10 protein-coding genes are annotated in these 13,230 nt (G+C 70.7%); 5 read left to right on the top strand and 5 right to left on the bottom strand.

Going from position 1 to position 13,230, the window contains the following annotated elements; translation table 11 throughout:
* The first annotated feature begins 99 nt into the window (after positions 1–99).
* From pdhA to AB1046_RS05750, 3 genes are read left to right on the top strand one after another with little or no spacing between them, the layout of a single operon-like run.
* Positions 100–1,224 (top strand): pyruvate dehydrogenase (acetyl-transferring) E1 component subunit alpha, encoded by a 1,125-nt coding sequence (pdhA, locus tag AB1046_RS05760; protein ID WP_369373269.1) that lies wholly within the window; start codon positions 100–102, stop codon positions 1,222–1,224.
* On the top strand, positions 1,221–2,237 hold the full coding sequence (locus AB1046_RS05755) for an alpha-ketoacid dehydrogenase subunit beta (protein ID WP_369373267.1): 1,017 nt from the start codon (positions 1,221–1,223) through the stop codon (positions 2,235–2,237). The genes pdhA and AB1046_RS05755 overlap by 4 nt, the downstream gene beginning before the upstream one ends.
* On the top strand, positions 2,234–3,727 hold the full coding sequence (locus AB1046_RS05750) for a dihydrolipoamide acetyltransferase family protein (RefSeq protein ID WP_369373265.1): 1,494 nt from the start codon (positions 2,234–2,236) through the stop codon (positions 3,725–3,727). Before AB1046_RS05755 ends, AB1046_RS05750 begins: the two co-directional genes overlap by 4 nt.
* 81 nt (positions 3,728–3,808) lie before the next feature.
* On the opposite strand, the gene AB1046_RS05745 is transcribed toward AB1046_RS05750, so the two are convergent.
* Together AB1046_RS05745 and AB1046_RS05740 are read right to left on the bottom strand one after the other, a co-directional pair.
* The gene (locus tag AB1046_RS05745; RefSeq protein ID WP_369373263.1) at positions 3,809–4,594 is read right to left on the bottom strand and encodes an enoyl-CoA hydratase/isomerase family protein; all 786 of its coding nucleotides are present in this window, start codon (positions 4,592–4,594) and stop codon (positions 3,809–3,811) included.
* Positions 4,595–4,704: 110 nt separating this feature from the next.
* Complete coding sequence (locus tag AB1046_RS05740; protein ID WP_369373261.1) at positions 4,705–5,100, bottom strand: PaaI family thioesterase; 396 nt, start codon at positions 5,098–5,100, stop codon at positions 4,705–4,707.
* A gap of 327 nt (positions 5,101–5,427) precedes the next feature.
* On the opposite strand from AB1046_RS05740, the gene AB1046_RS05735 reads away from it, so the two are divergent.
* Positions 5,428–8,805, top strand: a complete 3,378-nt coding sequence (locus AB1046_RS05735) for a CARDB domain-containing protein (protein ID WP_369373259.1) — start codon at positions 5,428–5,430, stop codon at positions 8,803–8,805.
* Between the two features lie 37 nt (positions 8,806–8,842).
* Here the strand turns inward: AB1046_RS05735 and AB1046_RS05730 are convergent, their stop codons facing one another.
* The 3 genes from AB1046_RS05730 to AB1046_RS05720 form a co-directional block, all read right to left on the bottom strand.
* Positions 8,843–9,709, bottom strand: a complete 867-nt coding sequence (locus AB1046_RS05730) for a metal ABC transporter permease (protein ID WP_369373257.1) — start codon at positions 9,707–9,709, stop codon at positions 8,843–8,845.
* A complete protein-coding gene (locus tag AB1046_RS05725; protein WP_369375580.1) occupies positions 9,706–10,470 on the bottom strand; it encodes a metal ABC transporter ATP-binding protein in 765 nt (254 codons plus the stop codon). The genes AB1046_RS05730 and AB1046_RS05725 overlap by 4 nt, the downstream gene beginning before the upstream one ends.
* Positions 10,471–10,538: 68 nt before the next feature.
* A complete protein-coding gene (locus AB1046_RS05720) occupies positions 10,539–11,483 on the bottom strand; it encodes a metal ABC transporter substrate-binding protein (protein WP_369373254.1) in 945 nt (314 codons plus the stop codon).
* A 145-nt stretch (positions 11,484–11,628) separates the two neighbouring features.
* On the opposite strand from AB1046_RS05720, the gene AB1046_RS05715 reads away from it, so the two are divergent.
* Entirely contained in the window at positions 11,629–13,200 is a 1,572-nt protein-coding gene (locus AB1046_RS05715; RefSeq protein WP_369373252.1) for an alkaline phosphatase, read from the top strand.
* Positions 13,201–13,230: the final 30 nt, after the last annotated feature.

Below are 13,230 nucleotides of genomic sequence, written 5' to 3'. Positions count from 1 at the left end.
TCCTGGACATTTGGATCGCTTTGCGCGGCGATTGCTGGACGTTCTCTCGGATCCTTGCGGTTGATGGAATCCGGATAGAACCTTGACGAGTATATCTATATGACAATCGACGTGGATCGTCTCCTGCCGTCCGAGGAGCCGGTGATGCTCCTGGACCCGGACGGCAGCCCGACTGCCGCCGGCAAGACCTCCCTGCCCGCGGCCGACGACCTCCTGAGCGGCTTCGCGGGCCTGGTCGTCGCCCGCCGGTTCAACGACCAGGCCTCCGCGCTCGTCAGGCAGGGACGCCTGGCGGTCTACCCCTCCTCCCACGGGCAGGAGGCGTGCCAGGTGGCCGCCGCGCAGGTCCTCAGCGCCGAGGACTGGCTCTTCCCGACGTATCGCGACACCGCGGCCGCCGTCGCGCGGGGCGTCGACCCGGTCGAGGTGCTCGGGCTGCTCAAGGGCGACTGGCACTCGGGGTTCGACCCGTACGAGCACCGGGTAGGCCCGCTGACGACGCCGCTCGCGACCCAGCTCCCGCACGCCGTCGGAGTGGCGCACGCCGCGCGCCTGCGCGGTGAGAGCACCGTGGTGCTGGCGTTGTGCGGGGACGGCGGCACGAGCGAGGGCGACTTCCACGAGGCGCTGAACTTCGCTGCCGTGTTCCATGCGCCTGTTGTGTTCCTCGTGCAGAACAACAAGTACGCGATCTCGGTGCCGTTGTCCCGGCAGTCGGTCGCGCCGTCGCTGGCGCACAAGGGTGTGGGCTACGGCATTCCCGGGGAACAGGTGGACGGCAACGACCTCGCGGCGCTCCTGGCCGTGCTGTCCGGGGCCGTCGCGCGAGCGCGCGCCGGCGAGGGGCCCCAGCTCGTCGAGGCCCACACCTACCGGATGCAGGCCCACACCAACGCCGACGACGCCACCCGCTACCGCGCCGACGAGGAGGTCGCCCAGTGGGCAGCCAAGGACCCGTTGGTGCGGCTGGAGACCTACCTGCGCGCCGAGGGGATCCTGGACGACGCCCGCGCCGCCGGCTTCGCCGAGGCCGCCGAGCAGCTCGCCCAGCACACGCGGGACGGGATGAACCGCGACGTCGAGCCGAACCCCGACGACCTGTTCCGCTACGTCTACTCCGAGCCCACACCGCAGCTCGTGGAGCAGCTCGCGATGGTCCACGACGAATTGAGCAGGGACGAGACGAGCAGCGACGACCCGAGCCGAGAGGGGGCCCACCGATGACCGCCACCGCGGTGGAGCACAAGGCACAGCCCAAGACATTCAGTACCGCCCAGGCGATCAACCAGGCCCTGCGTGATGCCATGGCCGAGGACCCGACGGTCCTTGTGCTCGGCGAGGACGTCGGCCCGCTCGGCGGCGTCTTCCGGGTCACCGACGGGCTCACCGCCGAGTTCGGCGAGGACCGCTGCTTCGACACCCCCCTCGCCGAGGCCGGGATCGCGGGCTTCGCCGTCGGCCTCGCCATGAACGGCATGCGCCCCGTGATCGAGATGCAGTTCGACGCCTTCGCGTACCCGGCCTTTGAGCAGGTGGTCAGCCACATCGCCAAGATGCGGAACCGGACCCGCGGCCGCATCGAGCTGCCGCTTGTCATCCGGATCCCGTACGCGGGCGGCATCGGCGGGGTCGAGCACCACTGCGACTCGTCGGAGGCCTACTACGCGCACACACCCGGCCTGCACGTCGTCGCGCCGTCGAACCCCGCGGACGCTTACACCCTGCTGCGCGAGGCGATCGCCTCGCCCGACCCGGTGGTCTTCCTCGAACCGAAGAAGCTCTACTGGACGAAGGGGGAGGTCACCCCGGGCAGTGCCGGCGAGCCGGGTATCGGCAAGGCCGTTGTCCGACGTCAGGGCACGGACGCCACCCTCATCGCCTACGGGCCGGCCGTGCCGATCGCGCTCGCGGCCGCCGAGGTCGCGGCACTCGACGGCCGCAGCCTGCAGGTCGTGGACGTCCGCTCGATCGTCCCGTTCGACGACGCGACCATCTGCGCGGCCGTGGAGTCGACGGGCCGCGCAGTTGTGATCGCCGAGGCGGCAGGCTTCGCCAGCGTCGCGTCCGAGATCGCCGCCCGGGTGAGCGAGCGCTGCTTCCACTCGCTCCTCGCGCCGGTGCGGCGCGTCACCGGCTTCGACATCCCGTTCCCGCCGCCCAAGCTGGAGCACGTCCAGCTCCCGTCGGTCGACCGGATCCTCGACGCCGTCGACGATCTCCAGTGGGAGGACGCATGACCAGCGGCACGGCCAGCCGAACGACCAGCGGCCCGACCAGCGGCCCGACCAGCGCAGCGACCGGGCAGACCTTTCTCCTGCCCGACCTCGGCGAGGGCCTGACCGAGGCCGAGGTGATGCAGTGGCTCGTCGCCGAGGGTGACGTCGTCGCCGTCGACCAGCCGGTGGTGGAGGTCGAGACGGCCAAGTCCGTGGTCGAGGTGCCCAGCCCGTACGCGGGCCGGGTCGCCGTGCTGCACGCCGCCGAGGGGCAGGTACTTGAGGTCGGCAAGCCGCTGATCACCATCACCGCCGACGGCGCCGTTGGGCCCGAGCCGCAGATCGAGCCCGCACCGGGCGGAGTCGTGGCCGCCGCCGAGACCTACCGCGCGGAGGAGCAGGCCGGCTCCGGCAACGTGCTCATCGGTTATGGCACCTCGGCAGGTCCCGGTCCGGGCCGACGACGCCGGCCCCGCGCTGCCCGGCCGGTCGCACTCGTAGGGGCCGGACCGACCGCGCCTGTGAGTGCCGGACTGACGCCGCCCGTCGGTCCGGACCCGACAGCACCCGGGGGCGCTGGATCCACCGCGACCTTGGCCCCGCAGAATCCGCCGGTGAAGGTGGTCTCCCCGATCGTCCGCAGGCTTGCGCGGGACGCAGGGCTGGACCTGCGGGAGATCCGGCCGACCGGAGCCGGCGGGGTTGTCACCAGGTCCGACGTGCTGGCCGCCGCCGTGAGCACGCTGCCGGCCGCTGGGCCCGATGCGACTCCCGCCGTCGTACCGGCTCCGGTTCCCGCAGTCGCTGCGCCGAACGTTCCCGGCGAGCAGCGCATCCCGCTCAGCGGGTTCCGGAAGGCAGCCTCCAAGGTGCTGTCGCGGAGCCGCGCGGAGATCCCGGAGGCGACCGTCTGGGTCGACGTCGACGCAACGCCGCTGTGGGACCTGCGCGAGGCCGCCCGCACGCCCACCGATCCGGGGCCGGGGCTGCTCGCCTACCTCGCCCGGTTCGTCGTCGCGGGCCTCAAGGAGTACCCGGTGCTCAACTCGCGCCTCGACGTCGAACGCGACGAGATAGTCATGCCCAGCGCCATCAACCTGGGCGTGGCCGTCCAGGGTGAGCACGGGCTGGTCGTCCCGGCGGTGCTCGGCGCGGGCTCGAAGACCACCGCCGAGCTCGACGTCGCCCTCCGCGACCTCGTCGCGCGCGCTCGCGTCGGGAAGGCGACGCCCGAGGAGCAGGCGGCGGGAACGTTCACGCTGAACAACTACGGCGGGTTCCGGGTCGACGGCAGCGCGGCGATCATCAACCACCCGCAGGTCGCGATCATGGGCTTCGGCCGCATCATCGACCGGCCGTGGGTCGTCGACGGCCAGATCGTGCCGCGCAAGATCACCCAGATGTCCTTCGTGTTCGACCACCGGGTCTGCGACGGCGGCACGGCGGCAGGCTTCATGCGCTCGGTAGCCGACGCGATAGAAAACCCGGCAGCAGCCATACCTCGCCTCTGACGTGTCCTGACGTCGGTTCAACAGGCTCCAGCGGGCCGTCAACCTCGTGTCGACGGTCCGCTGGAGCCTGTTGAACGCGGGTCAGTCGCCGGCGGTGGCGTGTCCCGTGAACTTCGGGGCGCGCTTTTCCTGGAAGGCCGCGAAGCCCTCCCGGTAGTCCTCCGTCAGGCACAGGTCGCCCTGCGCCTCGTTCTCGTGAGCCACGGACGCCCAGAACGCCACACGTTCGTCGCGCAGCTCCGTGACCAGGCGCTTGGAGGCCCGGAAGGTGTTCGTCGCGCCGCGGGCGGCCTTCTCGACGCGCTCCCGCGTGAAGGGGAGCAGCTCCTCGGCCGGCACGGCGCGCGAGAACAGGCCGGAGGCCACCGCGTCCGCCCCGCTCATCAGCTCGGCCGTGTAGATGAGGTCGAGCGTGCGGTGCGCGCCCAGGCGTTCGAAGAAGAGCGCGTGCCCGCCGGAGTCGAGCGTCGCGCCGAGGTTCGCGAACGGCGACCCGATCTTGGCGTTGTCGGCGACGTACACGACGTCGGTGGCGATGAGCAGGCCGAGCCCGACCCCCAGGCACGCGCCCTGCGCCGCCGCGAACGTCGGTGCCGGGAAGGCGGCCATCCGCTGCAGTACCGGCGTCACGCGATCCCGGAGGTAACCCAGCGCGTCGTCGGTCTCGGGCTTGACCGCGGAGATGTCCCGGCCGGCGCAGAACGCCCGGCCCTCTCCGCGCAGGAGCAGGGCCCGCACGCCGGCCGCCTCGGCGCGCACGTAGGCGTCGTCCAGCTCTGCCAGCGCCGACTCGTCCAGCGAGTTGAGCTTGCCTGGAGCGTCGAGCACTACCTCCGCGACGTCGTCGTCGATGGTCAGTGTGATCATGGGTCGGAGATCTCCCTGCTGGTCGGGATCGTCGCTGGTCGGGGTCGTCGAGTTACTTACCGATCGTTCAGTCAGGATACTAGCGGTCAGGCTAGCAGCGGCGAGAGGGCCTAGCGGGGTTCGAACAGCTGGTTCGTGATGCGTGCGGTGCAGATCCGCCGCCCCTGGTCGTCGGTCACGACGATCTCGTGCGAGGTGATCGTGCGGCCGAGGTGCACGGGGGTCGCGGTACCGGTCAGCATCCCCTCGGTCGCGCCGCGGTGGTGCGTGATGTTGAGGTCGACGCCGGCGCACACCCGGCCCGTGGTGCTCGCGTGGATCAGTGCGCACCAGGACCCCAGGGCCTCGGCGAATGCGGCGGTCGCCCCTCCGTGCAGCCGGTTCAGCGACTGCGTGTTGCCCGCCACCGGCATGGTCGCCACGACGCGCTGCGTCGACTGCTCCAGGACCTTGATGCCCAGCTTCTCGTCGAGGGCGCCCAGCGTGATCGTCCACGGTTGATTCATGGCGCCACTGTAGGCAATCCCGGAGGCGCCGCGCGCCCTGGCGGATTGCGGCACATATGTGTGCAGATCTCTTGACGCCCCGGTTGCCGTCTCGTAACGTCCATACAGCAACCTGCAAGAACTTGACAGACGCGAAGCACAAAGCAGTGCATGCTCTGCAACTCTTCAACCTGCCCCGGCGCGACGGATCCATCCCTGGGTCGCTTCGGAGGTGCCGACCCGACCCACCCAGGACGCCGACGCGCACCAGCACGGCGCGCGCCGCCGTCGGGCACCGTTGCCCACGGGTGGACGAGCCCCCGCCCCGGCGGGAGAACGAGGACGTTCATGAGAATCCCCTGGAAGCACACGGTCGTGGCGGTAGCCGCGGCGGCGCTGGTCGCGCCGCTCGGCATGGCTACCGTCGCGCATGCCGTCGTCGCCAACCTCGCGGTCGGCAAGTCGATCGTGGCGTCGTCGGTGACGCAGAGCTATGTCGCGAGCAACGCGAACGACGGCAACGCGAACACCTACTGGGAGGGCGCGGGCAACCAGTACCCGTCGCACCTCACCGTCGACCTCGGCGGGGCGGCCGCCCTCGAGCGGGTCGTCGTCACGCTGCCGCCGCCCGCCGCGTGGGCGACGCGCACGCAGACGTTCAGCGTGCAGGGCCGGTCCGACGGCGAGACCGCCTACCGGACGCTCGCAGCCTCGGCGGCCCGCACCTTCAACCCCGCGACCGGCAACCAGGTCGAGATCCCGGTCACCGGGGAGGTCGACGAGGTCCGCCTCGCCTTCACCGCCAACACCGGAGCGGCCAACGGCCAGGTCTCCGAGCTGCAGGTGTGGGGCGAGCTCACGGGCGGCGGCCCGGTCGACCCGCCCGACCCGACCGGCACCAACTACGCGCAGGGCCGCCCGGCCGTGGCGTCGTCTACCGAGTGGACCTATGTCGCCGGCAACGCGGTGGACGGTCAGGCCGGGACGTACTGGGAGGGCGGCGGCGGGCAGTACCCGTCGACGCTCGACGTCGCGCTGGCCGCGCCGACCCAGCTCAGCAGCGTGCGCGTGCGGCTCAACCCTGACGGCGCATGGGGTCCGCGCACGCAGACCTTCGCCGTCCAGGGCCGCACCGGAACGGGCGCCTGGCAGGACCTGCGGGCCTCGGCCGCGCACGCGTTCGCACCCGCGACCGGCAACCTCGTGGACATCCCCGTGACGGGGACGGTCAGCGACGTGCGCCTGCGCTTCACGGCCAACACCGGCGCCGGCAACGGCCAGGTCGCCGAGCTCGAGGTCTACGGCGCCCCGGCGCCGGGCCCCAACCTCACGGTCACCGCGGTGACCACGTCCCCGGCCTCGCCCACGGCGACGACCCCCATCACGGTCACGGCGACCGTGCGGAACTCGGGCGACCTGGCGTCTGTGGCCACGTCGGTGGAAGCGCGGATCGCCGGCACGGCCGCGGGTACCGCGAACGTCGGGGCCCTGCAGCCGGGCGCCAGCGCCCAGGTCCAGGTAGCGGTAGGTACCCGTCCGGCGGGGCAGCACACCGTCGGCGCGGTGGTTGACCCGGCGAACACGGTGGCCGAGCAGAACGAGTCCGACAACTCGTTCACGGCGACCGAGCCGCTCGTCGTCGGCGAGGCGCCCGGACCGGACCTCGAGATCGTCTCGGTGTCCTCCAGCCCGGCCAGCCCCGCCGTCGGCTCCGCGGTGTCCTTCTCGGTCCAGGTGCGCAACCGCGGCAACCAGGCGGTCGCGGCCGGCTCCGTGACCCGGGTCGTGGCGGGATCGACCACCCTGAACGGCACAACCCCGGCGATCGCCGCGGGCGCCACCGTCAGGGTCACCCCGTCCGGCACGTGGACCGCGACGAACGGCGGGGTCACAGCGACCGCGACGGTAGACGCGACCGGCGTCGTCAACGAGACCAACGAGACCAACAACACGCGCACGCTGGCCGTGACCGTGGGCCGCGGTGCCGCCGTCCCGTACACGAGCTACGAGGCCGAGGACGGCTCGCACAACGGCACGCTCCTGCAGGCCGACGCGCTGCGCACGTTCGGGCACACCAACTTCGCCTCCGAGTCGTCGGGTCGCGAGTCGGTGCGGCTGAACAGCACTGGCCAGTACGTGCAGTTCACCTCCACCAACCAGACCAACTCGATAGTCGTGCGCAACTCCATCCCCGACGCCGCGGGCGGCGGGGGCCAGACGGACACGATCAGCCTGTACGCGAACGGCCAGTTCGTGCAGCGGCTGACACTGTCGTCCAGGCACTCGTGGCTGTACGGGACCACCGACGACCCCGAGGGCCTGACCAACACCCCGGGCGGTGACGCACGCCGGCTCTTCGACGAGTCGCACGCGCTGCTGAGCCAGTCGTACCCGGCGGGCACGGTGTTCCGGCTCCAGCGTGACGCCGCAGACGACGCGGCGTTCTACGTCATCGACCTGATCGAGCTGGAGCAGGTCGCACCCGCGGCCAGCCAGCCCGCCAACTGCACCTCGATCACCCAGTACGGGGCCATCCCCAACGACGGGCTCGAGGACACCGCGGCCATCCAGGCAGCGGTCACCGCCGACCAGAACGGGGACATCGCCTGCGTGTGGATCCCGGCAGGGCAGTGGCGCCAGGAGAAGAAGATCCTCACTGACGACCCGCTCAACCGCGGCACACACAACCAGGTGGGCATCAGCGACGTCACGATCCGCGGTGCGGGCATGTGGCACTCGCAGCTCTACAGCCTCATCGAGCCGCAGAACGCCCCGGGCATGATCAACCACCCGCACGAGGGCAACTTCGGGTTCGACATCGACGACAACGTCCAGATCTCCGACATCGCGATCTTCGGCTCCGGCACGATCCGCGGCAACAACGGGCAGCAGGAGGGCGGCGTCGGCCTCAACGGCCGGTTCGGCCAGAACACGAACATCACCAACGTCTGGATCGAGCACGCGAACGTCGGCGTGTGGGTCGGCCGCGACTACACCAACATCCCCGAGCTGTGGGGACCCGGCGACGGCCTCCAGTTCTCCGGCATGCGCATCCGCAACACCTACGCGGACGGCATCAACTTCACCAACGGGACGCGCAACTCGACCGTCGTGAACTCGACGTTCCGCACCACGGGCGACGACGCGCTGGCCGTCTGGGCCAGCACGTACGTCCGGGACACGAACGTCGACGTCGGGCACAGCAACACGTTCCGCAACAACACGGTGCAGCTACCGTGGCGCGCCAACGGCATCGCCATCTACGGCGGCTACGGCAACTCCATCCAGAACAACCTGATCTACGACACCGCCAACTACCCAGGCATCATGCTGGCGACCGACCACTCCCCGCTGCCGTTCTCGGGGACCACGCTCATCGCCAACAACGGCCTGTACCGCACGGGCGGGGCGTTCTGGAACGAGGACCAGGAGTTCGGGGCGATCACGCTCTTCCCGCAGGGGCACCCGATCGTCGGCGTCACCATCCGTGACACGGACATCTACGACTCCACCTACGACGGCATCCAGTTCAAGACCGGCGGCGGGAACATGCCCGACGTGCGGATCACGAACGTGCGGATCGACGGGTCCAACAACGGGTCCGGCATCCTCGCGATGGGCGGCGCTCGCGGTAACGCCATCCTGTCGAACGTGACCATCACCAACTCCGGGCAGGGCAACATCGACATCGAGCCTGGCTCGCAGTTCACCATCACCGGCCAGTAGCAAGCGGTCCCCGTGGGGTGACGGCGTTCCGACGCCGTCACCCCACGGGGACCGTCTGCCTCCTGGTCGTGAGGTACTTGCCGAGCAGGCCGTGGCGCGGGGCGAACAGGTAGACGAGCGTGAACGCCGCGCCCTGCACGACGACGACGAGCCCGCCGGACGCCGCGTCGAGCCAGTAGCTGAGGTAGATCCCGATCGCCGAGCAGGCCGCCGACAGCACCGGGGCGATCACGAGCATGCGCCCGAACCGGTCGGTGAGCAGGTAGGCGGTGGCGCCCGGGATGATCAGCATCGCCACGACCAGGATCACGCCGACGACCTGGAGGGCGACGACGGCGGTCAGGGCGAGCAGCCCGAGCAGCAGCGCCCCGAGGAACCGTGGCGAGAGCCCGATGGCGTGCGCGTGCACGGGGTCGAACGCGTACAGGGTCAGGTCGCGGCGCTTGACGACCAGGACCACGAACGCGACGGCGGCGAGCACGGAGATCTGGACGAGGTCGGCGGCGGAGACGCCCAGGACGTTGCCGAAGATGATGTGGTTCAGGTCTGTCTGGCTCGGCGTCACGGAGATCAGGACCAGGCCGAGCGCGAACAGGGTGGTGAACACGATCCCGATCGCCGCGTCCTCCTTGACTCGGCTCGTGCCGCGCACGGCGCCGATCAGGGCGACGGCGAGGAACCCGAAGACGAGGGCGCCCAGCGCGAACGGGGCACCGAGCACGTACGCGATCACCACCCCGGGCAGGACGGCGTGGGAGACGGCGTCGCCCATCAGCGACCAGCCCACCAGGACGAGCCAGCACGACAGCAGCGCGCAGACGACGGCGGCGATCACCGTGGTGACCAGCGCGCGGACCATGAAGTCGTACTGCAGCGGCTCCAGGAGCAGGTCGAGGGGGCTCATGCCGCACCTCCAGATCCATCGCCGGAGTCGAGCACGTCGACGCCGTCGAGACCGAAGGCGCGGGCGAGGTTCGCCGGCCGAAGCGCCTCGGACACCTCGCCGTGGAACAGGACGCGCTGCAGCAGCAGCACCGCCTCGTCCGCGAGCCGGGGGAGGGCGTGCAGGTCGTGGGTGGAGACCAGGATGGTCCGGCCGTCGTCGGCGAGCTCCTTCAGCAGCCGGACGATGGTGGCCTCGGAGCGCTTGTCGACCCCGGCGAACGGCTCGTCCAGCAGCAGGACCCGGGCGTCCTGGGCGATGCCGCGGGCGACGAACGTCCGCTTGCGCTGCCCGCCGGAGAGCTGCCCGATCTGCCGGTCGGCGTAGGCGGTGAGCTCTACCCGGTCCAGAGCCTCGGCGACGGCGGCGTGGTCGGCCGGCTTGGCTCGCCGGGTGAGGCCCTGGCGCCCGTAGCGGCCCATCATCACGACGTCGCGGACGGAGACGGGGAACGACCAGTCGACGTCCTCGCTCTGCGGCACGTACCCGATCTGGCCCTGCTTGCGCGCGGCCGCGGGGTCGGCGCCGTCGATCAGCACGCGCCCGCGGTCGGGGCGGACCAGACCCATGATCGACTTGAAGAGGGTCGACTTGCCCGATCCGTTCATCCCGATCAGCCCGGTCACCCGCCCCGGCGCGATGTTCAGGGTCACGCCGTCCAGGGCCAGGACCTCGCCGTAGCGGACCACGACGTCGTCCACCTGGATCGCTGTGGTCCTGATCGCGGCGACCTCGTCCGTGGCGGCCTGGTCGGTGGCGGCCTGGTCGGTCGCGGTCTGGTTCGAGCGGGTCATGAGGCACCCCCGGTGAGGCCGTTGATGATCGTCGTCGCGTCGTAGCGGATCAGGTCGAGGTAGGTCGGCACCGGCCCGTCGGCCTCGGAGAGGGAGTCGACGTAGAGGGTGCCGCCGAAGGCCGCGCCGGTCGCCTCGACCACCTGCTGCATCGCCTGGTCCGATACCGTCGACTCGCAGAACACGGCCGGGACGCCGTTGTCCTCGACAAAGTTGATGGCCGAGGTGATCTGCTGCGGCGTGGCCTGCTGCTCGGCGTTCACGGGCCAGATGTACTGCTCGGTCAGCCCGGCGTCGCGGGCGAGGTAGGAGAACGCGCCCTCGCAGCTCACCAGCGCTCGCTCGTTCTCGGGCAGGGTCGACAGCCCGGTCTCCAGCTCGTCCTGCACCTCCTGCAGCTGCGTCTGGTACGCCGCGCCGTTGGCCGCGTAGTCGTCGGCGTGCGCCGGGTCGAGCTCGCTGAACGCGTCGACCATGTTGTCCACGTAGATCGAGACGTTCACGGGGCTCATCCACGCGTGCGGGTTCGGTTTGCCGGCGTAGGCGTCCTCGGTGATGTCCAGCACGTCGATGCCGTCGGAGACGACCACGTGCGGCACGTCCACGGACTCGACGAACTGCCCGAACCACAGCTCCAGGTTCAGCCCGTTGTCGAGGATCAGGTCGGCCTCCGACGCCCGCGCGATGTCGCCCGGCGTCGGCTCGTAGCCGTGGATCTCCGCGCCCACCTTGGTGATCGACTCCACGCGGAGGTGCTCGCCGGCCACGTTCTGCGCGACGTCCGCGAGCACGGTGAACGTCGTGAGCACCACCGGCCGGTCGTCGTCGGCCCCCGAGCCCGATCCTTGGACCGAGATCGCGCAGCCGGACAGAGCTCCCGCGATCAGCAGGCACGGGAGCGCGAGGCGGAGGAGAGCGGGTGCACGGCGAGCGGAGGGCATGTCGTGACCCTAAAAGTTCGGACGTCCGAACACAAGTACTCGACGACCTGAACTTTGCGTGCCGGCTCGGCGCTTGCCACCGCCATTCACCCGGGATTGGGGATGCGGTCATCCGGGTGTCTCCTGGCGGGACTAGAACGGGCACATGAACCCTGGTCCTGAGATCAACCGGCGCACCCTGCTCGGTGCGACCGGGCTGGCCGCCGCCGCGCTGCTGCTGCCCGCACCGGCCTCTGCTGCGCCGGCCCCCGCCTCGCGTGCCTTCGCCGCTCCTGCCTTTGCCCGGGCCGGCCGCCCCGTGCTGACTCACGGTGTGCAGCTCGGTGACCCGCGTCCGGACGGGGCTGTCGTGTGGACCCGGGCCGACCGGCCGTCGCGCATGTTCGTCGAGCTCTCCCGGGATCCCGACTTCCGTCGCACGACGCGGATCCGAGGCCCTTTGCTGACCCCGGAGACCGACGGCACCGGTGAGGTGCGCCTGGCCGGCCTGCCGGCGGGGCAGGAGGTGCACTACCGCGTCGTCGCGCAGGACCTGGACGGCCGAGCCGAGAGCCAGTCGCTGGCCGGGCAGTTCCGTACCGTGCCGGCCGGCCGCCGGGACGTGCGGTTCGTGTGGTCGGGTGACGTGGTGGGCCAGGGCTGGGGCATCAACCCCGACATCGGCGGGCTGACGATCTACGACGCGATGGCCGCCCGCAACCCGGACTTCTTTCTGCACAGCGGGGACACTGTGTACGCCGACGGGCCGCTCCAGGAGACCGTGACGCTGGCCGATGGCCGGGTGTGGCGCAACGTCGTCACGCCGGAGAAGTCCAAGGTGGCCGAGACGCTGGCCGAGTACCGCGGGCAGTTCGCCTACAACCTGCTCGACGAGAACGTCCGCCGCTTCGCCGCGAAGGTCCCGCAGCTTGTGCAGTGGGACGACCACGAGGTCACGAACAACTGGTACCCGGGCGAGATCCTGGACGACGCCCGCTACACCGAGCAGCGCGTGGACGTGCTCGCCGCGCGGGGGTTCCAGGCGTTCCACGAGTGGCAGCCGGTGCGCAAGCAGGACGCCGTCGACGGCCGGGTGTACCGCAAGGTGTCCCACGGCCCGTTGCTCGACATCTTCGTGATCGACATGCGCAGCTACCGCGACCCGAACTCGACCGGCACCACACCGGAGCGGATCCTCGGCGCCCGGCAGGCACGCTGGCTGGTGGACTCCCTCGCCCGGTCGCGCGCGACCTGGAAGGTCATCGCCTCGGACATGCCGATCGGCATAGTCGTGCCCGACGGCGACAAGATCGAGGGCGTCGCCAACGGTCTGCCCGGCGTACCCAACGGTCGCGAGGCGGAGCTGGCGTGGGTGCTGCAGGAGATCAGCCGGCGGCGGGTGTGCAACACCGTGTGGCTCACCGCCGACGTGCACTACTCCGCGGCGATCCACTACTCGCCCGAGCGGGCCGCGTTCGACGGGTTCGACCCCTTCTGGGAGTTCGTCTCCGGACCGCTGCATGCCGGCGCGTTCGGCCCGAACTCCCTCGACCCGACGTTCGGGCCGCGGCAGGTGTTCGTCAGCTCTCCGCCACGCGCCAACACCTCGCCGCTGGAGGGCTTCCAGCACTTCGGTGAGGTGAACGTCGACGGCGTCTCCGGGCAGCTGCGCGTCGACCTGCGCGACCAGGCCGGGCGCTCCCTGTGGGCGACCACTCTCGACCCCAGGCGTTCCTGAAAATATCCGGGAGGAAAGCCCCATCCGGCG

It is taken from the genome of Promicromonospora sp. Populi (assembly GCF_041081105.1).
Taxonomy (GTDB): domain Bacteria; phylum Actinomycetota; class Actinomycetes; order Actinomycetales; family Cellulomonadaceae; genus Promicromonospora.
Note: the sequence above shows the minus strand (reverse complement) of the source record. Positions and strands in the feature narration are given on the sequence as shown.

Excerpts from the sequence above, each read along its gene's own strand:
- AB1046_RS05720 (WP_369373254.1), bottom strand. The coding sequence starts at position 11,483 with ATGCCCTCCGCTCGCCGTGCACCCGCTCTCCTCCGCCTCGCGCTCCCG.
- AB1046_RS05730 (WP_369373257.1), bottom strand. The coding sequence starts at position 9,709 with ATGAGCCCCCTCGACCTGCTCCTGGAGCCGCTGCAGTACGACTTCATG.
- AB1046_RS05715 (WP_369373252.1), top strand. The coding sequence starts at position 11,629 with ATGAACCCTGGTCCTGAGATCAACCGGCGCACCCTGCTCGGTGCGACC.
- AB1046_RS05750 (WP_369373265.1), top strand. The coding sequence starts at position 2,234 with ATGACCAGCGGCACGGCCAGCCGAACGACCAGCGGCCCGACCAGCGGC.
- AB1046_RS05740 (WP_369373261.1), bottom strand. The coding sequence starts at position 5,100 with ATGAATCAACCGTGGACGATCACGCTGGGCGCCCTCGACGAGAAGCTG.
- AB1046_RS05735 (WP_369373259.1), top strand. The coding sequence starts at position 5,428 with ATGAGAATCCCCTGGAAGCACACGGTCGTGGCGGTAGCCGCGGCGGCG.
- pdhA (WP_369373269.1), top strand. The coding sequence starts at position 100 with ATGACAATCGACGTGGATCGTCTCCTGCCGTCCGAGGAGCCGGTGATG.
- AB1046_RS05755 (WP_369373267.1), top strand. The coding sequence starts at position 1,221 with ATGACCGCCACCGCGGTGGAGCACAAGGCACAGCCCAAGACATTCAGT.
- AB1046_RS05745 (WP_369373263.1), bottom strand. The coding sequence starts at position 4,594 with ATGATCACACTGACCATCGACGACGACGTCGCGGAGGTAGTGCTCGAC.